This is a genomic window from Actinosynnema sp. NPDC050801, from assembly GCF_040673975.1.
In the GTDB taxonomy this organism is placed as follows: Bacteria; Actinomycetota; Actinomycetes; order Mycobacteriales; family Pseudonocardiaceae; genus Actinosynnema.
This window is the reverse complement of record NZ_JBFAQZ010000026.1, coordinates 69,566-91,534: the sequence shown is the minus strand read 5'-3', so window position 1 is coordinate 91,534 and position 21,969 is coordinate 69,566. Positions and strand designations below refer to the sequence as shown.

The following is a 21,969-nucleotide window of genomic DNA, read 5'->3' as shown; positions in this document are numbered from 1 at the left end:
CGCCGTTCTGAAGCGTCGAGGCGGCATGCTTTCCCCGACGATCGAAAAGCGTGATCGTCGGGGAATGAGGACGCGAACGACCGACGCGACCTCGCGGGAGCTAGCCCTGGGGGCGGTTCAGGACGCCGAGCAGGACGGCGTGCACCGCCTCGTGGTCCTTCGGGTCGACCAAGCGGCACGATGCGCCGGTGATGGCGTACCACTCCTCCGCGCCCTCGTAGCGCACGGTGGCGCGCAGGGCGCCGTCGTCCAGCGTGGTGCGCAACTCCAGGTCGCCGGTCACCACGCCTACCTCGTCGGTCATGACGCCGCCGGGTCCGGCCACGAACGCGGAAGACAGGTCAGCCATCGGTCCTCAGCACCTCCCGAGCATGGTCTGCAGTGCAGACTTCTCCGCGGAGTTCACCGTCAAACCCCACTTGTACTTCGCGCGCGTCCACATCTTCGCGTAGGTGCACCAGTACGAGGTCAGCGGAGGCTTCCACAGGGCCGGGTCCTGGTCGCCCTTGGCCTGGTTCACGTTGTCGGTGACGGCGATGAGCTGCGGGTTGGTCAGGTCGTTGGCGAACGACTGCCGCCGCGACGTGGTCCACGACGCCGCGCCGGAGCGCCACGCCTCGGCCAGCGGCACGACGTGGTCGATGTCCACGTCGGACGCCTGCGTCCAGGTCGCGCCGTCGTACGGGCTGTACCAGCGGCCGGACGTGGCGGCGCAGCTGGAGTCGGTGACCACGTTCGTGCCGTCGCGCTTGAGCACCGTCTCCCGGGTGTTGCAGGCGCCCGAGACGGTGCTCCAGTGCGGGAACAGGTCACGCGAGTAGCCGCTGGTCGAACCCTCGGTGGCGACCCGGAGCGCGGCCAGCTCCGAGAGGGCGGCGCTGGTGCTCGGGATGTTCGGCGGCGTCGCCTGGGCGGGGGTGACCAGACCGACTGCCAGCAGACCAGCCAGGAGCAGGGAAAGAGCCGGAAGTCGGAGTGCGGCAGGGAATCGTTTGTTAACTGTTGACATAATTCCGACCTTCCTAGTTGGAAGCTGTCGGAATTACCTTGGGTCAATTCTCCTTCCGTTACAACGCTTTCGAGTGACGCCTGAATGGCGCGGGAGGAAATTCCTCAGTCACTACATCCCGCGGATCAACCGCAGGTCCTCCGTGTGGCGGTACCAGGTCCACTTGCCCATCGGCCGCGGGTGCGCCACCCCGTCCGAGTTCACCTGCACCGGCAGGCAGCCGAGTTGGAACGCGCGCGCCGCGGTGCTGACCACCTTCCGGCCGAACAGCCGCTTGTGGATGACGTGCACCACCAGGCCCAGCCCGCCGGCCGGGTCGGGGGTGACCTCCAGCCGGGACGCCTGACCCCGTAGCACCACCGTGTCGTCCCCGTAGCCGACGCCGCGCACCGGGCCGAGCGAGCCGAGGCCGACGAGCACGCCGCCGACGTCGTCACGGACGAGCGGCACCCGGTCGGGGTCGCCGGACAGGGCGAGGTCGAGCGCGTGGCCGGTGTCGGTCGGCAGGCCCCAGAGCTTGGCCACCTCGGAACGCGGGTCGGCGGGCACGTACCCCACCGGCACGTCGGCCAGCCGTTCGGTGCGCAGCAGCCGCAGCACGACGGCGTTGAGGTCCGCGTCCGTGCCGTGCACGACGAGACGTTTATCACCCGATTCGGCGAGAATCGCGTCCACCTCGGCTTTTCCGGGCCGTTCCGCCACTCGGCGCAGCTCGAAACGGTCACCGTCCGTGATCATTGGCAACTGCGAGTTTCCGCAGGCCAGCACGATTCCGCGCACCATCATCTCCTGGTCTACCCTCAACAGCCGTCCACTGACGGCTCGGCCGTCGCAGGCATTCGGCTCTTACCCGTCCAACCGCTTGGAGTTTCACATGCCGGCCGTCGTGCTGATCGGTGCCCAGTGGGGCGATGAGGGCAAGGGCAAGGCAACCGACCTGCTCGGTGACCGGGTGCAGTGGGTTGTCCGGTACCAGGGCGGCAACAACGCCGGGCACACCGTGGTGCTGCCCGACGGCCAGAAGTTCGCCCTGCACCTGATCCCCTCCGGAATCCTGACCCCCGGCGTGACCAGCGTCATCGGCAACGGCGTCGTGGTCGACCCCGGTGTGCTGCTGGAGGAGTTGGCGGGCCTGGACGAGCAGGGCGTCGACACCAGCAAGCTGCTCATCTCCGCGGACGCGCACTTGATCATGCCGTACCACGTGGCGATCGACAAGGTCACCGAGCGGTACCTGGGCAAGGCCAAGATCGGCACGACCGGTCGCGGCATCGGCCCGTGCTACCAGGACAAGATCGCCCGCGTCGGCGTGCGCGCGCAGGACCTGCTGGACGAGAAGATCCTGCGGCAGAAGGTGGAAGCCGCGCTGGACTTCAAGAACCAGGTGCTGGTCAAGGTCTACAACCGCAAGGCGCTCGACCCCGAGCAGGTGGTCGACAGCGTGCTGGAGCACGGCACCAAGTTCACCTCCCGGATCGCCGACACCCGCCTGCTGCTCAACCAGGCGCTGGAGCGCGGCGAGACGGTGCTGCTGGAGGGTTCGCAGGGCACGCTGCTCGACGTGGACCACGGCACCTACCCGTTCGTGACGTCCTCGAACCCGACCTCGGGCGGCGCGAGCGCCGGTTCCGGCATCGGGCCGACGAAGATCACGACGGTGATCGGCATCCTGAAGGCGTACACCACGCGGGTGGGCTCGGGGCCGTTCCCGACCGAGCTGAACGACGAGATGGGCGAGCACCTGCGCAAGACCGGTGGCGAGTTCGGCGTGACGACCGGGCGGTCCCGGCGCACCGGCTGGTTCGACGCGGTGATCGCCCGGTACGCGGCGCGGGTCAACGGCATCACCGACTACTTCCTCACCAAGCTGGACGTGCTGTCCGGCCTGGACAAGGTGCCGGTCTGCGTCGGCTACACGATCGACGGCGAGCGGGTCGACGAGATGCCGATGACGCAGACCGACGTGCACCACGCCGTGCCGGTGTACGAGGAGCTGCCGGGCTGGTTCGAGGACATCAGCCACTGCCGCACGTACGAGGAGCTGCCCGCGAACGCGCGTGCGTACGTCGAGCACCTGGAGCAGATCTCCGGCGCCCGCATGTCCGCGATCGGCGTCGGCCCCGGCCGCGACCAGACCATCGTGCGGCACGACATCATCTGAGCTGTTCCGCGAGAAGTGCCTCCGATGCCGAAGCAAGCGGCATCGGAGGCACTTTCACAATTCGGGACGCGTTGACTCCTCCCGTCGGGATATCAAAACTCCGACTCGCTGATCAGCGCGTCCGGTATCCGTTGCCTGCGGGGAGAAATCGTGTCGGTTTCCGTCGCGAGGACCCGCGCGAAGCCGTTCACGGCGGGTCCTGAGCAACCGGTGGGACGCCCGCACGAGCGCGGGCGTCCCACCGGGGTGAACCTGCGTCAGCCCTTGCGGGCTTCCACGGCGGTGTCCGGGTTGTCGGCGAACACGCCGTCCAGGCCGGTCGCGTAGAACTTCGCGTACTCGCCGAACGCGTTGCCGTACGCGGCCGGGTCGGTGGAGGAGCGGAAGTCGGCCGGCAGGAACGTGTTCTCGTTGCGGAACGTCCAGGCGTGCACGATCAAGCCGCGGGTGTGCGCGTCGCGCACCAGGGTGGTCGGCTCGCGCAGGAAACCCGCCGCGTCACGCGGGATGATCCGGTCCTTCGCCGCACCGATGCCGGACGCGTAGGTGCGGATCTCGCGCAAGCCCTCCGGCGTCACGAGGTCGCTGTAGGTGCGCTTGTCGCCCGCCTTCACGAAGTCGTACGGCGCGCCCGACGAGTTGATCAGCTGCACCAGCGGCACCCGCAGCTTCGACTTGAGCTGCTTGAGGTTGGCCACCTCGAACGACTGCACGTACACCTTGGCGCCGTGCCGGTTCAGGCCCGCCCGGTTCAGCACGTCGACCAGGCGGGGCTCCAGCGGGAGGCCGATGTCCTGGAAGTACGTCGGGTGCTTGGTCTCCGGGTAGATGCCGATGTCGCGACCGAGCTCGCGGGACAGCCGGCGGGACAGGTCGACGACCTCCTCCAGCGTCGGCACCGGGAACCGGCCGTCGTAGAGGGTGTTGCGCGGCCGGACCTCGGGGATGCGCTCCTTGGCCCGCAGGGTCTTCAGCTCGGCGAGCGTGAAGTCCTCGGTGAACCAGCCGGTGACGGACGCGCCGTCGATGACCTTGGTGGTCCGGCGCCCGGCGAACTCCGTCCGCGCGGAGACGTCCGTGGTGCCGCCGATCTCGTTCTCGTGCCGGGCGACGAGCCTGCCGTCCTTGGTGACCACCAGGTCGGGCTCGATGTAGTCGGCGCCCATCCGCGCGGCCAGCTCGTACGCGGCCAGCGTGTGCTCGGGCCGGTAGCCCGACGCGCCGCGGTGGCCGATCACCAGCGGGCCCTTGCGGGACGCCGCCGCCTCCCCGTCACCGCTCGCCGACGCCGACGGCAGCACCACCGCCCCGGCCACCGCGAGCGCCGCGAGCGCCACCCCGACGATCCTCGTCCGCACCATCGCCGACCTCCCCAAAGGGTTACTGCCCAGAGACTTCAGACGCGCGGCAGCCTCGTCGCGCACCGCGACGTCCTGGACACGGTAGGGCGAAGCACAGACCACGTCACGGTGAACGCGTGGTGGGAGGTTCGGCGGTGGTCACTCCCTGGATATGGCCGCTTCCTCCAGGTCGAGCTCGCGCAGCACCCGGATCAGCACCTCGTCGTCGATCCGCCCCTCGTCCCGCGCCTGGACGAACACCTGGCGCTCGGCCTCCAGCATCGTGCGCCGCAGCCGCCGGTACGACGCGGCGGGGCTCTCGTCCTCCTGCCTGCCCAGCCGCTCCCACGCCGCGTTGCCGCGGTGCTCGGCCATCACCCGCAGCCGGTCCACGACGTGCTCCGGCGTGCCCTCGTCGTCGGCGATCACCTCGTCCAGCCTGCGCACGGCCGCCTGCGCGGCGGCGTGCTGCACCTGCGCCTCGGCCAACGCGTCGGTGCGCTCCTCGTCACCGCGGAACCCCAGCTTGCGGATCACGAACGGCAGCGACAGGCCCTGGATGAGCAGCGTGCCGACGGTGACCACGAACGCGCAGAACACGATCACCTCGCGGCCGGGCAGGTCCAGCGGCAGCGCGCTCGCCGCGGCCAGCGACACCACGCCCCGCATCCCGGCCCACGACAGCACGGTCACGCCGCGCCACCCCGGCGCGCCCTCGCGCTCCCGGACCCGTTTCGACAGCAGCCGGGGCAGGTACGCCGCCGGGTACACCCACAGGAACCGCACCACGATCGTGGCCGCCAGCACGGCCGCCGCCGCCCACACCAACCCGCCGGTGACGTCCACCTCCCGCACCACGCTGTTGAGCTGCAACCCGATCAGCGCGAACACGAACGACTCCAGCATCGCGTCCACCGACCGCCACACCGCGGTGTCCTGGAGGCGCGTGTAGTAGGAGCTGCTCGGCGCGTTGTGCCCGATGTAGAGCCCGGCGACGACGACCGCGAGCACACCGGAGGCGTGCACCTCCTCGGCGAAGATGTACGCGCCGAACGGCACCAGCATGCCCAGCGCGCTCTCCAGCACGCCGTCGTTCAGCCGGTCCCGCAGCCGGCGCACGCCCCAGCCGATCGCCAACCCGACGAGCACGCCGCCGCCCGCGCTGATCACGAACGTGCGCGTGCCGTCGACCCAGGTCGCGGCGACACCGGCGGCCGCCGCCACGGCCACCTTGTACGCCGTCAGCGCGGTCGCGTCGTTGATCAGGCTCTCCCCGGTGAGCAGGGTCATCGTCCGGCGGGGCAGGTTCAACCGCCGTCCGATCGCGACCGCCGCGACCGCGTCCGGCGGCGCCACCACCGCGCCGAGCACCAGCGCCGCGGGCAGCGACAGCTCCGGCAGGACCAGGTGCGCGACCCAGCCGACGGCGACCGTGGTCACCAGCACCAGACCCACCGCGAGCAGCCCGATCGGCCTCAGGTTCGCCCGGATGTTGTGGTACGAGCTGTCCAGCGCGGCCGAGTACAGCAGCGGCGGCAGCACCAGGACCAGGATCAGCTCCGGCTCCAGGGCGAACCCGGGCAGACCCGGGATGAACGACACCGCGAGGCCGACGCCCACCAGCACCAGCGGCGCCGACCAGTTGAGGCGTTTGGCCGCCGCCGTGACGAGCAGCGCGCCGACGAGCAGGAGGAGCAGTTGCGGTCCGTGCATGGCGCAATCTTGCGTGATGATGACCGGTATGACCTGCGCTCACGTCTCAGATCTCCCGGAGTCGGTCGACCCGGACAACCCCGAGGGCTGCGCCGACTGCCTCGCCGACGGCGAGCGCAACTGGGCCCACCTGCGGATCTGCCTGTCCTGCGGGCACGTCGCGTGCTGCGACTCCAGCCCCCGCCGGCACGCGACCGCGCACTTCGGCGCCTCCGAGCACCCCGTGATGCGGTCGTTCGAGCCGGGCGAGGACTGGCGCTGGTGCTACGTGGATGCCCGGATCGTGTGAACCCGGCCTCGCCCGCCCCTCCCGGCCGGTCTTTACAGTCCCTTTAGACGGTGGGTCTATGGCTGTGACCGGCGACACAAGTAGCTTCGTGAGCGCTTCATCCAGCGCGACACGAAGGGGTGCGCGTGCCGACCAAGCCGCAGGTCGAAGTCGATGAACTGCTCGCCGAGTACGACGAGGAGCGCCCGTCGCGCGCCTTGTCCCGGCGGTGGGAGCTGGGCGTGTGGGTGGCGGGCCTCGCCATCGCGCTGCTCGTGCTCAAGCAGGTGTTCTGGCCGTTCAGCAAGGGCGGCCAGTACTACCTGGTGATCTTCCTGGCGGTCACGTTGCCGCTGGTCTTCCTCTGCTACCGGCCGCGCGGCAGGCGCGGCGAGGCCGACGACCCCGGTGTCGTGGACTGGGTGGCGGCGGCGTGCGCGTTCGTGGTCGGCGCCTACCCGCTGTTCGGCGGGTTCGACGCGTTCCTGGACCGCCAGGGGCAGCTGACCACGCTCGACGTCGTCGCCGGGTCCCTGCTGCTAGTGCTGGTCTTGGAGGCGTGCCGGCGGACCACCGGCTGGGTGCTGCCGATCGTCTGCGTCGGCTTCATCGCGTTCGCCTACTACGGCGGGTTCCTGCCGCCGTCCTGGGCGATCTCGCACGCGGGCGTCGACTTCGCCCAGATCATCAACGGCTTCTACAACGACGCGACCGGGTTCTACGGGACGCCGCTGGACGTCGCCGCGACCTACATCGTGCTGTTCACGATCTACGGGTCGGTGCTCAACGCGTCCGGCGCGGGCGCGTTCTTCGTGGACATCAGCTTCTCCGCGTTCCGCAAGTCGCGCACCGCGCCGGGCCGCACCGCCGCCACCGCCGGGTTCCTGCTCGGCACCGTGTCCGGTTCGGGCACCGCGACCACCGTGTCGCTCGGCGCGGTGACGTGGCCGATGCTGAAGAAGGCGGGCTACCCCAAGGAGAACGCGGGCGGGCTGCTCGCCGCGTCCGGCATCGGGGCGATCCTGTCCCCGCCGACCCTCGGCGCGGCGGCGTTCATCATCGCCGAGTACCTGGAGACGTCGTACCTGCAGGTGTTGATCTGGGCGATCCTGCCGACGCTGCTGTACTACCTGGGCATCGCGCTGGCCGTGGAGATCGACGCGCGCAAGTTCGGCGCGAAGCCGGTGGAGATCGACTCGCCGGGCCCGTGGGCGCTGCTCAAGCGCGGCGGGTACCACTTCCTGTCGCTCGCGGTGATCGTGCTGTTCCTCGCGCTGGACATCCCGGTGTTCTCCGCCGTCGTCTACGCCACCGGTGTCGCGGCGCTGTTCGCGCTGGTCGCCAAGCGCGGTGACGTGCGGGAGTGGCTGCGGGCGATGGCGGACTCGCTGTCGCAGGGCGTGCGGTCGGCGCTGCCGGTGATCGCGGTGTGCGCGGCGGCGGGCGTGATCACGTCCACCATCACCAAGACCGGGCTGGGGCAGGAGCTGGCGTCGGCGCTGGTGGACATCGCCGGCGTGATCTCGTCCAACCCGACCGTGGTGCTGTTCGTCACGGTGGTGCTCGCGGCGCTCGCGGTGAGCCTGCTCGGCCTGGCCGTGCCGGTGACCGCCTCGTTCATCATCTCGTGGGTCGTCATCGGGCCCGCGCTGATGGAACTGGGCGTGGCGCCCGAGGAGGCGGCCATGTTCATCTTCTACTACGCGGTGCTGTCCGAGGTGACGCCGCCGACGGCGCTCGCCGCCGTGGCCGCCGCCGCGATCACCGGCGGCGAGGTGATGAAGACGATGTGGCGGACGTGGAAGTACACGCTGCCCGCGTTCCTCGTGCCGCTGGCGTTCGTGCTGACCGACAACGGCGCCGGCCTGCTGCTGCGCACGTCGTTCCTGGACGGCGTCTGGGTGTTCGCCGTCTCCGCGCTCGGTGTGGCCGCGCTGGCCGTGCTGACCGGCGGTTGGCTCTTCGGTCGCGCGCGGTGGCCGGAACGGGTGCTGTGCGCGCCCGCCGCCGTGGCCCTGCTCTACCTGCAACCCGTCACCATCGCCGTCGGCGTCGGCTTCCTGCTGGCCGCGGTGGCGGTGCACCTCGTACTACGCCGGAAGATCCACTCGGGAGAGGAACAGCATGCGCAGCTGGACGCTTAAGGTCGCCGTGGGCGTGCTCTCGGTCGGCCTCGCCGCCGCCGGGTGCGGCGGGAAGCGGACGCCCGACGCGCCGAGCGGCAACGCGGGCGGAGCCGCCTGCGAGGCGGCGGACGGGCGGATCACCATCGCGACCGGCAACTCCGGCGGCGTGTACTACGTCGTCGGCGGCGGGTTGGCGAAGCTGATCAGCGACAACACCAAGCTCAAGGCCACCGCCGCCGAGACCGGCGCGTCGGTGCAGAACATCCAGCAGCTGGCCGCGGGCGACTACGACGTGGCGTTCTCGCTGGCCGACACGGCGGCGGACGCGGTCGCCGGCAAGGGCGCGTTCGACGGCAAGCCGCAGCAGGTGCAGGCGCTGACCAGGCTGTACCCGAACTACACGCAGGTGCTGGTGCGGACCGACTCCGGGATCGACTCCGTGGCCGACATGCGCGGCAAGCGGATCTCCACCGGATCGCCCAAGTCGGGCACCGAGGTGATCGCCCAGCGGCTGCTCACGGCGGCCGGGCTGAACCCGGAGACCGACGTGCAGGCGCAGCGGCTCGACCTGGCCAAGACCGCCGACGGGATGAAGGACGGCAGCATCGACGGGCTCGTGTGGTCCGGCGGCCTGCCCACCGCGCAGATCACCGACATCACCACGTCGTTGAAGGACAAGGTGAAGTTCATCGACATCACGCCGCAGCTCGACGCGTTGAAGAAGGTCAACGAGGTGTACGACCGGGGCGTCATCCCGGCCGCGACCTACGGGCAGCCGGCGGACGTGCCCACGGTGGCGGTGCCCAACGTGCTGCTCGTGCGGACGGACTTCCCGGAGGGTGACGCGTGCGCCGTGACCAAGCTCATCTACGAGAAGAAGTCGGAGCTGGAGGCCGTGCACCCGGCGGCCAAGGACATCGTCAAGGAGAAGGCCGCGATGACCGACCCGGTGCCGCTGCACCCCGGCTCGCTGGACGCACTGGGCGGATGACCGGTCGGGTCATCTAGGCTTCCGCACCGTGCGTGTCCTGGTCATCGGGTCTGGCGCCCGTGAACATGCCCTAGTCCTCGCGTTGTCGCGGGATCCTTCGGTGATCGCGTTGGCCTGTGCGCCGGGCAACGCCGGCATCGCCGGTGTGGCGGAGACCTACGGGGTCGACGTCACCGACGGCGGGGCCGTCGCGGCGCTGGCCAAGGAGTGGAACGCCGACCTGGTCGTGGTCGGGCCGGAGCAGCCCCTGGTGGCGGGTGCGGCGGACGCCGTGCGCGCCATCGGGATCCCCTGCTTCGGCCCGTCGGCCGCGGCGGCCCGGATCGAGGGCTCCAAGGCGTTCGCGAAGGACGTCATGGCCGCCGCGGGCGTGCCGACGGCCGTGTCGGAGATCGTCGACAACCCGGCCCGGCTCGACTCCGCGCTGACCCGCTTCGGCCCGCGTTGGGTGGTGAAGGACGACGGCCTGGCCGCCGGGAAGGGCGTGGTCGTCACCACCGACCGCGCCGTGGCCCGCGCGCACGCCATGACGTTGCTCGACCACGGCCACCCGGTGCTGCTGGAGTCGTTCCTCGACGGTCCTGAGGTGTCGCTGTTCTGCCTGGTCGACGGTGCCACCGTGGTGCCGCTGCTGCCCGCGCAGGACTTCAAGCGGGTCGGCGACGGCGACTCGGGCCCCAACACCGGCGGCATGGGCGCGTACTCCCCGCTGCCCTGGGCCGCGCCCGACCTCGTGGACACGATCGTGGCAACCTGCGTCCAGCCGGTCGTGGACGAGCTGGCGCGGCGCGACACCCCGTTCACCGGCCTGCTGTACGCGGGCCTGGCCCTGACCTCCACCGGGCCGCAGGTCATCGAGTTCAACTGCCGGTTCGGCGACCCGGAGACCCAGGCCGTCCTGGCGCTGCTCCGCACCCCGCTGGCGGGCCTGTTCCACGCCGCCGCGACCGGCGCCCTCGCCACCGCGCCGCCCCTGGACTGGGCCGACGGCTACGCCGTGACCGTCGTGCTCGCCGCCGAGGGCTACCCCGGCAGGCCGCGCACGGGTGACGTGGTCACCGGCGCCGAGGCGGACGGCGTGCTGCACGCGGGCACCCGCCGCCGCGAGGACGGCGCCGTCGTCTCCACCGGCGGCCGGGTGCTGTCGGTCGTCGGCACGGGCGACACCCTGGCCGAGGCCAGGACCGACGCCTACCGCCGCGTCGCGGGCGTCCACCTGACCGGCTCCCACCACCGCACCGACATCGCCCTGCGTGCGGCGAACGGCGAGATCACCGTCCCCTGACCGACCGCGGCCGTCCCCGTGCGGGACCCGTGACCGAGCACTCCCAACCCGCGGGAACCGGGTCGGACGTTTCTTCGTCCAACCTCAGACCCGGCTCACGCGGTCGTTGGTAGCCTCGAACCGGGTTCATTCCGTTACCGACCGTACGGGGGTAGGACGTCGTGGAACAGGAGACCGGCCTACTAGGAGCCGTCGCCGCGGCTGGGGGAGCCGTCGGCAAGGCGGTCGGCGAGATGTTCGCGGCGGAGAAGCGGCTGGGCGACACGATGGCCGCCGCTCCCGGCGGGAGCCAGCAGTTCAAGGTCGAGAAGGACACCGTCCTCCGGGCCGGCGCGGTCATCAACGACCAGATCGACCAGCTGACGCGCAGCTACCGAGCTGCCTACCGCGACCTGCGGATCAGCACCGGCGGCCTCGACAAGGTGAACGAGGACATCGCCGCGGCGTGGAACGAGCGCTTGATCGACCACGACGACTCGTACGCCAGCCGCGTCGAGATGTACATCGAGAGCCTCACGGGTTTGGTCGAACAGCTCCGCGGTGCCGCCAAGCAATACGGTCACACCGATGAGGACATCGAGGCGGCAATGGGGGCAGCGGGTGCTTCGCAGCAGTAGGGCGTTGGTCGCGACGACGCTCGCCGCGGCGGTCGTGCTCGGCGGCTGCACGACCACCAAGAATCCCGGCGACGCGAATCCTCAACCCACGACCGCCACCGGCGCGCCGGAGACGACGGGTTCTTCGAGGGCGACCGTCGACTTCCCGCCGAGGCCGGCGGAGATCAAGCTCGACGGCATCAGCGACGCGTGCACGGCGCTGACTGCGGAGCAGCAGCGCGAATTGAAGATCGACGAGGCGATCAGCGAACCCCAGGACGTGATCGACGGCAAGGAATCGCCGGGTTGCAGCTTCCAGACCAACTCGCGGCCCCTGTTCAGCTATGAGATCACCTTGATCGCCGACGAGGGCGTGGGCTACTGGGAGGGCGGCGGGAACCTGGCCGTCGTCCAGAAGTCCGTCGCGGGCTTCGGCGCCTACCAGGTCACCCTGGCGGGCACGAGCAAGGGCGACTGCGCGCTCGCGGTGGACGTGGCGGACGGTCAGCAGCTGTTCGTCTCCTTCCTGCCGATCGGCGACAACTTCACCCAGGACGAGATGTGCCAGAACGCCACCAAGGGCGCGGAAATGGCGCTGACGACGTTGAAGACTGTGAAGTAAGGGGGAGGTATGAGCGGCTTCAGGCAGATCACCGACCACCGCTTCGAGGGGTACACCAACCCTGGGTTGGCCGAGCTGGTCACGCAGTTCCAGAAGGGTGATGCCGCCCAGCGGTTCAGCGACGCGTCGCACGCGTTGCGCCAGCTCGCCTCCACGTTGGACGAGACCGACCAGGTGCTGCGCGAAGAGCTGCGGAAGCTCGGCATCGTGTGGCAAGGCGCGGCCGGGGACAACGCCGGTCAGGCGGTGACCGTGTCGGCTGACGTGGCCACCTCCGGCACCGATGCGGCACAGCAGAACTCCCAGGCCACGGCCGTACAAGGGGCCACCTACAGCCACACCCGGAACGGCATGCCGGACTCGCAGCAGTTGCGCGGTGACACGGACACCAACTTCGTCGACGACGTCGGCGGGTTCTTCGGGTACGAGACCGACCACGCCAAGGAAGTGAAGGCGACCCAGGCGGCGCGGGAGCAGACCATCCGGGGGCTCGACCAGTACACCGAGGCCAGCCGGGACGCGTTGAACCAGTACCAGGGCATGAACCGGCCCCCGCAGTTCGAGGTGACGACGACCTCCAGCGTCGGCACGCCGGTGGCGGCGGTGGGGCAGCCCGGTGGGGCGACGCCCGGAATCCCAGGTGGTGTCACGGGTGGCCTGCCCGGTGGTTCCGGTCAGCTGCCCGGTGGCTCGGTCGGCGTCGCGCCGCAGCTGCCCGGGCAGATGCCCGGTGGCTCGACCGGTTTGCTGCCGCCCGCGCCGGGTGGGCAGACGGTCGTGCCGCCCGCCGCCTTGGGCAAGGCCGGTGGGTCCAACTTCGGGTTGGGGCTCGGGCTCGGGTTGGCCGGTGGGTTGGGGCTCGGCCTCGCGGCCACGCAGGCGCGTGGCGGGCGGGTCGTGCGCAACACCGCGCCGGCGATGCCCGGCGGCGGCAGCGGCAAGGTGCCCGAAGGTCCCGCGGGTGGCAAGGGCACCGGCGGCACCGGTGGTGCGGGCGGTGGTACCGGTAAGGGCGGTGTGCCCGGGATGCCCGGCACGCTGACCGGCAAGTCCGGCATCTCCGCGACGATCGGCGCCATCGACCCCGACGAGCGCGTGCCCAACCGGGGCGCGGCCGGCGGTGTCGCGGGCAAGGGCGGCGCCGGTGCGTCGATGTTGCAGCCGGCGGCGAGCGCCAAGGGCGGCCCCGGCGAGGAGGACGGCGAGCACGTCCGCAAGTACGGCGTCGACTCCGACGACGTGTTCGGTGACGAGCGGATGGTCGTGCAGTCGGTCATCGGCGACGAGTCCGAGAAGAAGTGAAGTGAGCGGCACGGTTGTCCTGTCGACGCTCGAGTTCGACGTCGCGTGGGAGGGTGAGCGGCTGGCCCGGCGCAACGTCGCGCTCGACGTGCCGAGCCCCGGCGTCACGCACACCGAACGCGCCGTGTTCGTCGAGCAGGCCTGGGGCTCGCTCGCCGAGCGCGGGCTGGCGGCGAACCGGCGGTTGACGCCCGAGTTGGCCGACGCGTTCGCGCTGCTGGCCAACCCGCAGGTGTCGATCGACCTCTGGATCTGGGTCGACCGCCGCAAGATCAAGGGTCTTGCGGCGGCGGCCGGTGACGAGGGCATCCTCGCCGTGGTCGACGGCGACGAGGTGTGGCTGATCGAGTCACGGGCCAGCGCGCTCGCCGAGGCGGCGGTGGCCGTCGCCGGTGAGATGCCCGCCGGCTACGGGCGGTCGATCAGCCTGCCGAACGACGTGCTGCGGGCGGCGTCCGACGAAGCCGGTCGGGACGCGGAGAAGCTCGTGCTCGCGTTGGAGCGGCAAGGGCTGCCGCTGCACGAGGCGCAGGAGCTCGCCGGTATGTGCGACGGGATGAGCACCCGCGGCCAGTTCGGCGTCGAACGCGCCCAGCAAGGCGGGCCTCCCGTGCGCGCCGGCCGCGTGGTCGCCTGGCACGACACGCCGTCCGGCCGCTACCTGCACCAGGTCCGGCCCAGTTCGGACGGCCGCAGCTGGAGCACGATCACCCCGATCGACAACGCCCGCCTCGCCGCGTGCGTGTGGGAGTTGTTGCAAGAGGTCTGAGATCCCGCTCGGTCGGGGGCGGCTAAACGGAACCCCGGAGTCCTCTTCGGCGTCAGTTCCGGAGCGGGCCTGGGGGGCCGGGAGCAACGCCCGCCGTCATCCGGGAGTGACGACTGGTGACCACCGCGACCCTCAGCGCGACCGCGTTCCGCACCGCCTGGGAACACCTCGACCTCGGCGCCATGCCGATCGTCCTGCACGTGCAGGACGAACCCGCACCGTGGAGCCACCTCACCGCCCAGGGACTGGCCCGCGGCGGCGAGCTCGACCCGTGGCTGGGCGCGGCGTTCAAGCTCATCGCCAACCCGCCGCGGTCGGCGGACCTGCGGCTGGGCATCGGCCGGTCCGCGGTGCGCGCGCTGGCCGCGACCACCGGCACCGGTTCGGTGCTGGCGGTGCTGACCCGTGACCTGCTCACCGTGCGGGAGGTGGACGCCGACCTCGCCGCCGCGCTGGTCGGGCTGCTGCCGCGACTCCCGGACGGCCGAGTCGGCGGACCGGACCTGCGCGGCCAGTTCGGGGCCGCCGCGATCGACCAGAGCGGGCGGCGAAGGCGGGCGGCGGACGTGGTCGACTTCCACGGGCCGACGGATGCCGGCGTGCTGCGGACGCGGATCACCGCGCTGTTGGACGACTTCCTGCGGTGAAGCGGGGCGCTGTCGACCGGTGGGCGGGTCAGGCCCAGGCGTTTGCCTGGGCCTCGAAATCGGCGGGGTCGGTGTGCACGGGCAGGACGCACATCAGGTGGCCGCTCGGGGCGCGCAGTACTCGGCACTCCAGCCACCGCGACACCTCGGTGGCACCCAGCGCGAGCAGACGGGCGGTTTCGGCCTCCACGTCGTCGGTCTCGATGTCCAGGTGGAAGCGGGGCTCGTCGTCCACCGCCTGGACGGCTACGGCCAGGCCCGGGATGGCGTTGTGCAGTGAGGTGAACTGCTCCTCCGACGGGACCGGGCGGGCGGTCGCGCCCAGGGCCGCGGACCAGAAGGCGGCGGCCTGGTCGGCTCGGTCTTGCGGTGTGTCGATCAGCAGGGCGGAGACACGGCTGCGGTGCATGGTGTCGACGGTAGTGGTGACCGGCGGCCTGCTCCCCGCACGTCGACCAGTCCGTTGACCACTGACGTTCACCGGGGCAAGCGGGGCGAGGCGGACTCGGCCGCGACCAGCCTGGGAAGTGACCAGGCGTTGCCGTGGCGGCGATCGCGGTCCGGCCCTTCAAGTCGGTACGGGCGGTCAGGCCCGAAGGGCACCGACGTGGAAGACCTGCCGGCCAGGACGGACCACGAAGATCCTTGACCGGGCGGTGTCGCACGACGGCGAGAAATGCCTGATCATGGGCCTATGCCGCCTGGGCAACCCGAGCGAGGGGCCGGTTCGGACCGCCGGGAACCTTCGTCATCGTCGACCACGCAGGCTGACCAAGCCGGTGAACGTCAGCGGTCGACGCACTGGCGAAGCCTCCTCCCGCACGTCGATTAGCCTGGCGCGCATGTTGGGTGTTGCCGGTCGTGCCGATGTGCCTCCTTTCCACGTCATGGACGTGTTGTCCGCCGCGGCACGGCGGCAGCGGGTGGTGGGGGACGTGGTGTCGTTGGCGGCCGGGCAGCCGTCCAGTCCGGCGCCCACGCCCGTGTTGGAGGCCGCCCACCGCGCGCTGCGCGAGCAGACCCTCGGCTACACCGAGCAGCTGGGGATCGTGGAGCTGCGGGAGGCCCTGGCGGGGCACTACCACCGGCAGTACGGGCTGGCGGTCTCGCCGGACGACGTCGTGGTGACGACCGGCTCGTCGGGCGGTTTCCTGCTGGCGTTCCTCGCTTCCTTCGACCCGGGCGCCCGGGTCGCGCTGGCCCGGCCCGGCTACCCCGCCTACCGCAACATCCTCACCGCGCTGGGCTGCGAGGTGGTCGAGCTGGCCTGCGGGCCGGAGACCCGGTTCCAGCCGACGGTGGCGATGCTGGACGACGCCGGACCGCTCGACGGGCTGGTGGTGGCCAGTCCGGCGAACCCGACCGGCACCGTGCTCTCCCCGGACGAGCTGGCCGGGTTGGCGACCTGGTGCGCCGAGCACGACGTGCGGTTGGTCAGCGACGAGATCTACCACGGCATCAGCTACGGCACGCCGCTCGCCTGCGCCTGGCAGACCTCCCGTGACGCCATCGTGGTCAACTCCTTCTCCAAGGCGTTCGCCATGACCGGCTGGCGGTTGGGGTGGATGCTGCTCCCGCCCGACCTGCGCCGGGCGGTGGACCGGTTGACGGGCAACTTCACCCTCTGCCCGCCCGCCCTGGCCCAGCACGCGGCCGTCGCCGCGTTCGAGCCCGAGTCCTACGCGCAGACCGAGCGCCTGGTCGAGGGGTACCGCCTCAACCGCGACGTGCTGCTCAAGGGCCTGGCCGACCTCGGCATCGACAAGGTGGCCCCGGCGGACGGCGCCTTCTACGCCTACGCGGACGTCTCGCACCTCACCGACGACTCGATGGCCTTCTGCCGACGCCTCCTGGACGACACGGGGGTGGCGATCGTGCCCGGTATCGACTTCGACCCCGTGCACGGGCACGAGTTCATCCGGATGTCCTTCGCCGGGGCCGCCCCCGACATCGAGGAGGCGTTGCGGCGGTTGGGTGGTTGGTTGTCGTCATCATGATGACAGTTGTACCCGCTGGTTCGGCGGGGTGGGGAACTGAACGGGTAGATCATTCGTTCGAGTGACCATGGTGCGGATAATCCTGTGGCTGCTCGCGGCCTGGCTCGTGATCACCGTGCTCGGCGCGGTCATCGAGGGCGTCTTCTGGCTCGCGGTGATCGGTGGCGTGCTGTTCCTGGGCACGGCCGCGTACGGCGCGATCAAGAGCAACAAGCGCCCCAAGGGCATCAAGGGACCCTGACGGACCCCGCGTTACCCCCACGAGCTGGAAAAACGCCGGCTCGACCCGCACCATGGGTCGGTGTTCGAGACCGATGAGCGCCGCCTCGCCCACTGGGAGCGCCGCGCCGAGTGGCCGCTGACCGGCCTGGCCGTCCTGTTCGTGGTGGCCTACGCCTGGCAGGTCCTCGACGACCGCTCGACCGCCGGCCTGCACACCGTGCTGGAGGTCGTCCTCTGGCTGATCTGGCTGGTCTTCGCCCTCGACTACGCCGTCCGCCTCAAGCTCGCGCCCGACAAGCGCAAGTTCATCGTGAAGCACCTGTTCGACCTGCTCGCGGTGCTGCTGCCGATGGTCCGCCAGCTGCGCGTGCTGCGGCTCGTGACCGTCCTCAAGGTGCTGAACAAGCGGTTCGTGGGCCGGTTCCGGCAACGCGTCGGCGTCTACGCCGCGGGCGTCGCCGTCCTGGTCGGCCTGTGCTCCTCGCTGGCCGTGCTGGACGCCGAGCGCCACCACCCCGACGCGACCATCACCACGTTCGGCGACGCCACGTGGTGGACGCTCACCACGATCTCCACCGTCGGTTACGGCGACCGCTACCCCGTCACCTGGGAGGGTCGCCTGGTCGCCGCGCTGCTGATGATCGGCGGCATCGCCCTGCTGGGTGTCATCACCGGCACGATCGCGTCCTGGCTGGTCGAACGGCTCAGCGGGGTCGAGGAGTCGGTGTCCGAGGCCGAGCAGGCCACCGCGGCCGAGCTCCGCCTGGTCCGGGCGGAGCTGGCCGAGCTGCGCGAGGAGCTGCGCGCCGCGAGGTCGGCCAAGACCTGAGCACCTGCCGGGCGTGCGCGGGCCCCTGCCACAGCACGCCGACGAGCCCAGCCGCGTTCGCGCCGTCGACGTTCTCCGGCCGGTCGTCGAAGAACACGCAGTCGCCGGGTTCCGCCCCGATCCGGCTCGCCAACGCGGCGAAGATCCGCGGGTCCGGCTTGGCCACGCCCACGTCACCGGAGAACATCAGGTGCCGGAAGTGCCTGGTCCACGGCTGCTCCTCGGCGGTCCGGGCGAGCGACACGGGCGCGTTGGACAGCAACGCCGGCGGCACGCCGGCCGACGCCGGCTCCCGCACCAGCTCCACCGCGGCGGGCGCCGGCCTCAGCCACCCGCGCACGTCCGCCTCGGTGAGCCGCCGCGACAGCGCCTCGTCCACCGGCACGCCCACCGCGTCACCCACCGCCCGCCAGTACTCCAGGTCGGGCCGACCGGCGTCGTAGGCGGGCCGTGAGGCCCAGTACCCGGTGGTGAAGTCCTCGACCGGCACTCCGAGCAGCGCGGCCAACGCCGGCAGGTCCCGGTTCGGCTCGCTGATGACCTCGCCGTGGTCGAACACCACCCAGCGCACGTCAGCTCGCCGACCCGATCCGCCGCAACGCCTCGGCCACGTCGTCCGCGCCCACGTCGCGGTGCAGCACGAACCGCACCTTGCCCGCCATCGGCCCGGCGAACACGCCCAGGTGCCGCAGCCCGGTCAACGTCACCTCCAGGTCGGGCACGCCGGCCAGCACGATGTTGGTCTCCGGCTCGTCGACCTGCCACCCCAGCTCGGCCAGGCCGCGGGCCAGCGTGCGGGCGTTCGCGTGGTCCTGCGCGAGGTCGTCGATGCGCCCCAGCCCGACCAGGCCCGCCGCGGCCAGCACGCCGCCCTGCCGCACGCCGCCGCCGAGCATCTTCCGCACCCGCCGCGCCTCCGCGACGAACGACGTGGTCCCGGCCACGATCGACCCGACCGGCGCGCCGAGCCCCTTCGACAGGCACACCTGCACGGTGTCCACCCCGACCGTCAACGCCGCGGGCGGCAGCCCCAGCGCCACGGACGCGTTCCACAACCGCGCGCCGTCCAGGTGCACCCGCAGGCCGGTCTCCTTCGCCGCCGAGACCAGCAGCGCGTGCTCGTCGGGCTGCGTCACGGCCCCACCGGCGGCGTTGTGCGTGTTCTCCAGGCACAAGAGCGTCGTGCGCAGCGTGTAGTAGGGCCCGGACGTCCCCGCCGCCGCACGCACGGCGTCCGGCGAAGCCCGACCGGGCCCCGCGTCGCACTCCAACGCGTGCGGCATGCCGCCGGCGATCCACGCCGCCGTGCCCAGCTCGTTGTCGAGCACGTGGGCGCCGCGCGGCGCGAGGAACCGGTCGCCGGGGCGCAGGTGCACGGTCAGCGCGATCAGGTTGCCCATCGACCCGGACGGCACCCACAGGGCCGCGTCCACGCCGAGCAGCTCCGCGACCCTCTCCTCCAGCTGCCGCATGGTGGGGTCGTGGTCGAGCACGTCGTCGGCGACCTCGGCACCGGCCATGGCGAGTCTCATGGTCTCGTCCGGCTGGGTGACGGTGTCGGAGCGGAAGTCGAGCGGCGAGAGCTGGGTCACGAATGGATCACATCACACCCGGCAAGCCCTGACCCAGTCGTGCCGGCGGTACCACGATGGGGGTGACGCAAGTCTCGGTGGACCGGCGTGCAACCGTGGGCGCCTCCGGTTCCGTCCGGTCAGTGCAAGCACGACGAGTGGAGACAGTTCGCGTGGATCAGCGCGACGAGCAGGAGTTCGCGGAGTACTTCGCAGCTCGCCGGGAGGCCGTGCGCCGAACGGCGTTCCTGCTCTGTGGTGACTGGCACCGGGCGGACGACTTCGCGCAGACCGCGTTCGTCGCGTTGCACCGCAGGTGGCGCAAGGTCCGGGACAAGCAGGCCCTGGACGCCTACGTCCGCCGGTCCCTGGTGCGCGCGGTGATCGACGAGTCGCGCCGGCCGTGGCGGCGGGAGCGCTTCGTGGACGAGGTCCCGGAGAGGCCCTCGGGCGACGGTGAGGTGGCGGACTCGGTGGCGACGCGCGAGGCGCTGGTCGCGGGCTTGCGGCGGGTGCCGCCGAGGCAGCGGGCGGTGCTCGTGCTCAGGTTCCTGGAGGGCCTGGACGTCGCGGCGGCAGCCGAGGCGTTGGGGTGCTCCGAGGGCACGGTGAAGAGCCAGACCTCCAGGGGTCTGGACGCCCTGCGCGAGGCGTTGGGCGACTCGATCGACGACTTGCGGCCGGCGTCGTGAGCGGGAGGAGGAGGTAGGTGGACGAGCACAAGCTCGCCGAGCTGTTCCGCGACGCGGCCCGGGACGCGCCGCCCCCGTCCTTCGACGTGGGCGCCGTGCGGACGGCCTCGGCGCGGGCGACCGCGCGGCGCAGGTCGGCCGTCGCGGTCGGCGCCGCCATGGCGGTCGTGCTGGTGTTCGGCGGCCTGGTCGTCACCTCCGACTTCATGCGGAACACGAGCGGCGACAGCGCCGCGGCGGGTTCCGCTCAGGACGCTTCGTCCCCTAACGTCTCACCTTTCGGCGCGAGCGAGCCGGAGGTGCTGTCGGAGAACGGGTCACCGGACCGCAGCGGTGGAAACCCGCCCAAGATCATCCCCGAGGACCCGTCCACGCAGGGGGACGAGCCATCGGGGAGTGCCGACCGCACCAAGGTCGGCAGCGCCCAACGCGGGTGCGTTGAGGTGGACCGGGAGCTCGCCGTCGCCCTCGCCGACGAGCTCTCGGTCGCCAACGCCGACGATGCGTCGCCCGCCGCGGCCAACTGCCCGAGCGACGCGCGTGGGGCGAGCTTCCTCGTGCGCGACGGGGACCGCTACGGCACGGTGTCCGCCGTGATCGCACCGGCGGGCACGACCGGGCTGGTGCCCGACCACTCCTTCGTGGACGCGAGCGCGAAGACGCGCGGCGGCCAGGAGCTGTACGTGCTCAGCAGGTCGGAGGAGGGCTCGCCGGACGAGCCGTTCTCGGACGACCTGGCCGGGTTGGCGCAGCGGCTCGCGGCCCGGTTCTGAAGTCGCGGCGACCTGGGTCACTGCCCAGCATGGAGCTCGCGTACCACTAATTTGGTACGCTTGTACCAGATTGAGGGGTGGTCGTCATGGCGTGGGCCGTGCTCATCGTGTCCGGGTTCTTCGAGGCGGGCTGGGCGGTCGCGCTGAAGCTCTCCGACGGCTTCAGCAGGTTGTGGTGGTCCGTGGTGTTCGCCGTGTGCGCGCTGATCAGCTTCGCGGGCCTGGCGTGGGCCATGAAGCAGCTGCCCGCCGGACCGGCGTACGCGGTGTGGACCGGGATCGGCGCGGCGCTCACCGCCGTCATCGGCATGATCTGGCTCGGCGACGGCGTCAGCACCCTCAAGCTGGTCTCCCTCGGCCTCATCGTCAGCGGTGTCGTCGGCCTCAACCTGGCCGGTGGCGGGCACTAGTACCTTTCCTGCAATGACAGCCGCAACGCCGAAGGGCGAACGCCGGCGCCAGGCGCTGGTCGAAGCCGCCGCGAGCCTCCTGGCCGACGGTGGTTTCGACGCGATCCGGCACCGCGCCGTAGCCGAGCGCGCGGGCCTGCCGCTGGCCTCGACCACGTACTACTTCGACTCCTTGGACGAGCTGGTCATCGCCGCCCTGGAGTTCCACGGCAACGCCGAGCTGGCCTACGGCAAGGCCCGGCTCGACGAGCTGGACCCGCGCGAGTGCGGCGGCGACGCGTTCATCGAGCTCGTGCTGGACCTGCTGCTCGGGCCGTCCGGCGAACGCGACGCCGAGGCCGTGCTGCTGCGCTACGAGCGCCTCGTCGCCACCGGGCGGCGGCCGTACCTGCGGCCGCTGATGCGCCGGATGTCCGGCGAGCTGCACGCCCTGCTGTTCGACATCTTCGCCCGCGCCGGTCAGCCGGTCGGCCGCGAACGCGTGGAGGAGCTGATCGCGCTGGTCGACGGCGCCGTGGTGAACGCGCTCATCGAGATCAGCCCCGACCCCAGGGCCGCGGCCCGCCGCATGCTGAGCAAGTCGATGCAACCCCGCTGACCCCCGACCGCGTAGAAGGTGTGGGGGCGCGGAAGGGGACCGATCGGC

Annotated in this window: 24 protein-coding genes and 1 pseudogene; 17 read left to right on the top strand and 8 right to left on the bottom strand. The window is 71.3% G+C overall.

All coding sequences use genetic code 11. The features are described from left to right. Positions 1–100: 100 nt before the first annotated feature. The 3 genes from AB0K14_RS35625 to AB0K14_RS35615 form a co-directional block, all read right to left on the bottom strand. The gene (locus AB0K14_RS35625; protein WP_360463106.1) at positions 101–349 is read right to left on the bottom strand and encodes a hypothetical protein; all 249 of its coding nucleotides are present in this window, start codon (positions 347–349) and stop codon (positions 101–103) included. A gap of 6 nt (positions 350–355) precedes the next feature. Beyond that, positions 356–1,009: an HNH endonuclease family protein gene (locus tag AB0K14_RS35620; RefSeq protein ID WP_360463103.1), complete on the bottom strand. Its 654-nt coding sequence runs from the start codon at positions 1,007–1,009 to the stop codon at positions 356–358. 111 nt (positions 1,010–1,120) lie between these two features. Next, positions 1,121–1,747 carry a hypothetical protein gene (locus AB0K14_RS35615; protein WP_360463100.1) on the bottom strand — a complete coding sequence of 209 codons (627 nt, stop codon included), beginning with the start codon at positions 1,745–1,747 and terminating at the stop codon, positions 1,121–1,123. Positions 1,748–1,883: 136 nt separating this feature from the next. Between AB0K14_RS35615 and AB0K14_RS35610 the strand changes: the two genes are divergently transcribed. Continuing rightward, complete coding sequence (locus AB0K14_RS35610) at positions 1,884–3,170, top strand: adenylosuccinate synthase (protein WP_360463098.1); 1,287 nt, start codon at positions 1,884–1,886, stop codon at positions 3,168–3,170. Positions 3,171–3,427: 257 nt separating this feature from the next. Here AB0K14_RS35610 and AB0K14_RS35605 read toward each other — a convergent pair whose 3' ends face one another. Together AB0K14_RS35605 and AB0K14_RS35600 are read right to left on the bottom strand one after the other, a co-directional pair. Continuing rightward, positions 3,428–4,531 carry a glycerophosphodiester phosphodiesterase gene (locus AB0K14_RS35605; RefSeq protein ID WP_360463095.1) on the bottom strand — a complete coding sequence of 368 codons (1,104 nt, stop codon included), beginning with the start codon at positions 4,529–4,531 and terminating at the stop codon, positions 3,428–3,430. 138 nt (positions 4,532–4,669) lie between these two features. Beyond that, entirely contained in the window at positions 4,670–6,223 is a 1,554-nt protein-coding gene (locus AB0K14_RS35600; protein WP_360463092.1) for a Na+/H+ antiporter, read from the bottom strand. A gap of 19 nt (positions 6,224–6,242) precedes the next feature. Between AB0K14_RS35600 and AB0K14_RS35595 the strand changes: the two genes are divergently transcribed. The 9 genes from AB0K14_RS35595 (at position 6,243) to AB0K14_RS35555 (ending at position 14,829) form a co-directional block, all read left to right on the top strand. Continuing rightward, positions 6,243–6,512, top strand: a complete 270-nt coding sequence (locus AB0K14_RS35595; protein WP_360463111.1) for a UBP-type zinc finger domain-containing protein — start codon at positions 6,243–6,245, stop codon at positions 6,510–6,512. A 125-nt stretch (positions 6,513–6,637) separates the two neighbouring features. Then, positions 6,638–8,635, top strand: a complete 1,998-nt coding sequence (locus AB0K14_RS35590) for a TRAP transporter fused permease subunit (RefSeq protein WP_360463089.1) — start codon at positions 6,638–6,640, stop codon at positions 8,633–8,635. After that, the gene (locus AB0K14_RS35585; RefSeq protein WP_360463086.1) at positions 8,616–9,608 is read left to right on the top strand and encodes a TAXI family TRAP transporter solute-binding subunit; all 993 of its coding nucleotides are present in this window, start codon (positions 8,616–8,618) and stop codon (positions 9,606–9,608) included. The genes AB0K14_RS35590 and AB0K14_RS35585 overlap by 20 nt, the downstream gene beginning before the upstream one ends. A 28-nt stretch (positions 9,609–9,636) precedes the next feature. Then, positions 9,637–10,893, top strand: coding sequence for a phosphoribosylamine--glycine ligase (gene purD / locus AB0K14_RS35580; RefSeq protein ID WP_360463083.1), 1,257 nt, complete (start codon positions 9,637–9,639; stop codon positions 10,891–10,893). A gap of 161 nt (positions 10,894–11,054) precedes the next feature. Next, a complete protein-coding gene (locus AB0K14_RS35575; RefSeq protein WP_360463080.1) occupies positions 11,055–11,510 on the top strand; it encodes a hypothetical protein in 456 nt (151 codons plus the stop codon). Continuing rightward, positions 11,494–12,111 (top strand): DUF3558 domain-containing protein, encoded by a 618-nt coding sequence (locus AB0K14_RS35570; RefSeq protein ID WP_360463078.1) that lies wholly within the window; start codon positions 11,494–11,496, stop codon positions 12,109–12,111. Before AB0K14_RS35575 ends, AB0K14_RS35570 begins: the two co-directional genes overlap by 17 nt. Positions 12,112–12,120: 9 nt before the next feature. After that, complete coding sequence (locus AB0K14_RS35565) at positions 12,121–13,413, top strand: hypothetical protein (RefSeq protein WP_360463075.1); 1,293 nt, start codon at positions 12,121–12,123, stop codon at positions 13,411–13,413. A 1-nt stretch (position 13,414) separates the two neighbouring features. Beyond that, complete coding sequence (locus tag AB0K14_RS35560) at positions 13,415–14,182, top strand: ESX secretion-associated protein EspG (RefSeq protein WP_360463072.1); 768 nt, start codon at positions 13,415–13,417, stop codon at positions 14,180–14,182. 116 nt (positions 14,183–14,298) lie between these two features. Beyond that, positions 14,299–14,829 (top strand): ESX secretion-associated protein EspG, encoded by a 531-nt coding sequence (locus AB0K14_RS35555; protein WP_360463069.1) that lies wholly within the window; start codon positions 14,299–14,301, stop codon positions 14,827–14,829. 28 nt (positions 14,830–14,857) lie between these two features. Here the strand turns inward: AB0K14_RS35555 and AB0K14_RS35550 are convergent, their stop codons facing one another. Beyond that, positions 14,858–15,238 (bottom strand): VOC family protein, encoded by a 381-nt coding sequence (locus tag AB0K14_RS35550; RefSeq protein ID WP_360463066.1) that lies wholly within the window; start codon positions 15,236–15,238, stop codon positions 14,858–14,860. 433 nt (positions 15,239–15,671) lie between these two features. Between AB0K14_RS35550 and AB0K14_RS35545 the strand changes: the two genes are divergently transcribed. The 3 genes from AB0K14_RS35545 (at position 15,672) to AB0K14_RS35535 (ending at position 17,877) form a co-directional block, all read left to right on the top strand. Beyond that, positions 15,672–16,826 carry a pyridoxal phosphate-dependent aminotransferase gene (locus tag AB0K14_RS35545; RefSeq protein ID WP_360463063.1) on the top strand — a complete coding sequence of 385 codons (1,155 nt, stop codon included), beginning with the start codon at positions 15,672–15,674 and terminating at the stop codon, positions 16,824–16,826. A 67-nt stretch (positions 16,827–16,893) separates the two neighbouring features. Then, positions 16,894–17,067: a hypothetical protein gene (locus AB0K14_RS35540; RefSeq protein WP_181320179.1), complete on the top strand. Its 174-nt coding sequence runs from the start codon at positions 16,894–16,896 to the stop codon at positions 17,065–17,067. Positions 17,068–17,127: 60 nt separating this feature from the next. Continuing rightward, positions 17,128–17,877: an ion channel gene (locus AB0K14_RS35535; RefSeq protein WP_360463060.1), complete on the top strand. Its 750-nt coding sequence runs from the start codon at positions 17,128–17,130 to the stop codon at positions 17,875–17,877. A 43-nt stretch (positions 17,878–17,920) separates the two neighbouring features. Here the strand turns inward: AB0K14_RS35535 and AB0K14_RS35530 are convergent. Together AB0K14_RS35530 and AB0K14_RS35525 are read right to left on the bottom strand one after the other, a co-directional pair. After that, positions 17,921–18,367, bottom strand: a pseudogene (locus AB0K14_RS35530) (HAD-IA family hydrolase); the annotation flags it as partial. Positions 18,368–18,449: 82 nt separating this feature from the next. After that, on the bottom strand, positions 18,450–19,469 hold the full coding sequence (locus AB0K14_RS35525; RefSeq protein ID WP_360463057.1) for a GntG family PLP-dependent aldolase: 1,020 nt from the start codon (positions 19,467–19,469) through the stop codon (positions 18,450–18,452). 152 nt (positions 19,470–19,621) lie between these two features. Here AB0K14_RS35525 and AB0K14_RS35520 point away from each other — a divergent pair, with 152 nt between their 5' ends. From AB0K14_RS35520 to AB0K14_RS35505, 4 genes are all read left to right on the top strand, one after another. Further along, positions 19,622–20,140, top strand: a complete 519-nt coding sequence (locus tag AB0K14_RS35520; RefSeq protein WP_360463054.1) for a SigE family RNA polymerase sigma factor — start codon at positions 19,622–19,624, stop codon at positions 20,138–20,140. Between the two features lie 17 nt (positions 20,141–20,157). Further along, a complete protein-coding gene (locus tag AB0K14_RS35515) occupies positions 20,158–20,913 on the top strand; it encodes a hypothetical protein (protein ID WP_360463051.1) in 756 nt (251 codons plus the stop codon). An 86-nt stretch (positions 20,914–20,999) separates the two neighbouring features. Beyond that, positions 21,000–21,323, top strand: coding sequence for a multidrug efflux SMR transporter (locus tag AB0K14_RS35510; protein ID WP_360463048.1), 324 nt, complete (start codon positions 21,000–21,002; stop codon positions 21,321–21,323). Between the two features lie 13 nt (positions 21,324–21,336). Next, complete coding sequence (locus AB0K14_RS35505) at positions 21,337–21,921, top strand: TetR family transcriptional regulator (protein ID WP_360463045.1); 585 nt, start codon at positions 21,337–21,339, stop codon at positions 21,919–21,921. Positions 21,922–21,969: the final 48 nt, after the last annotated feature.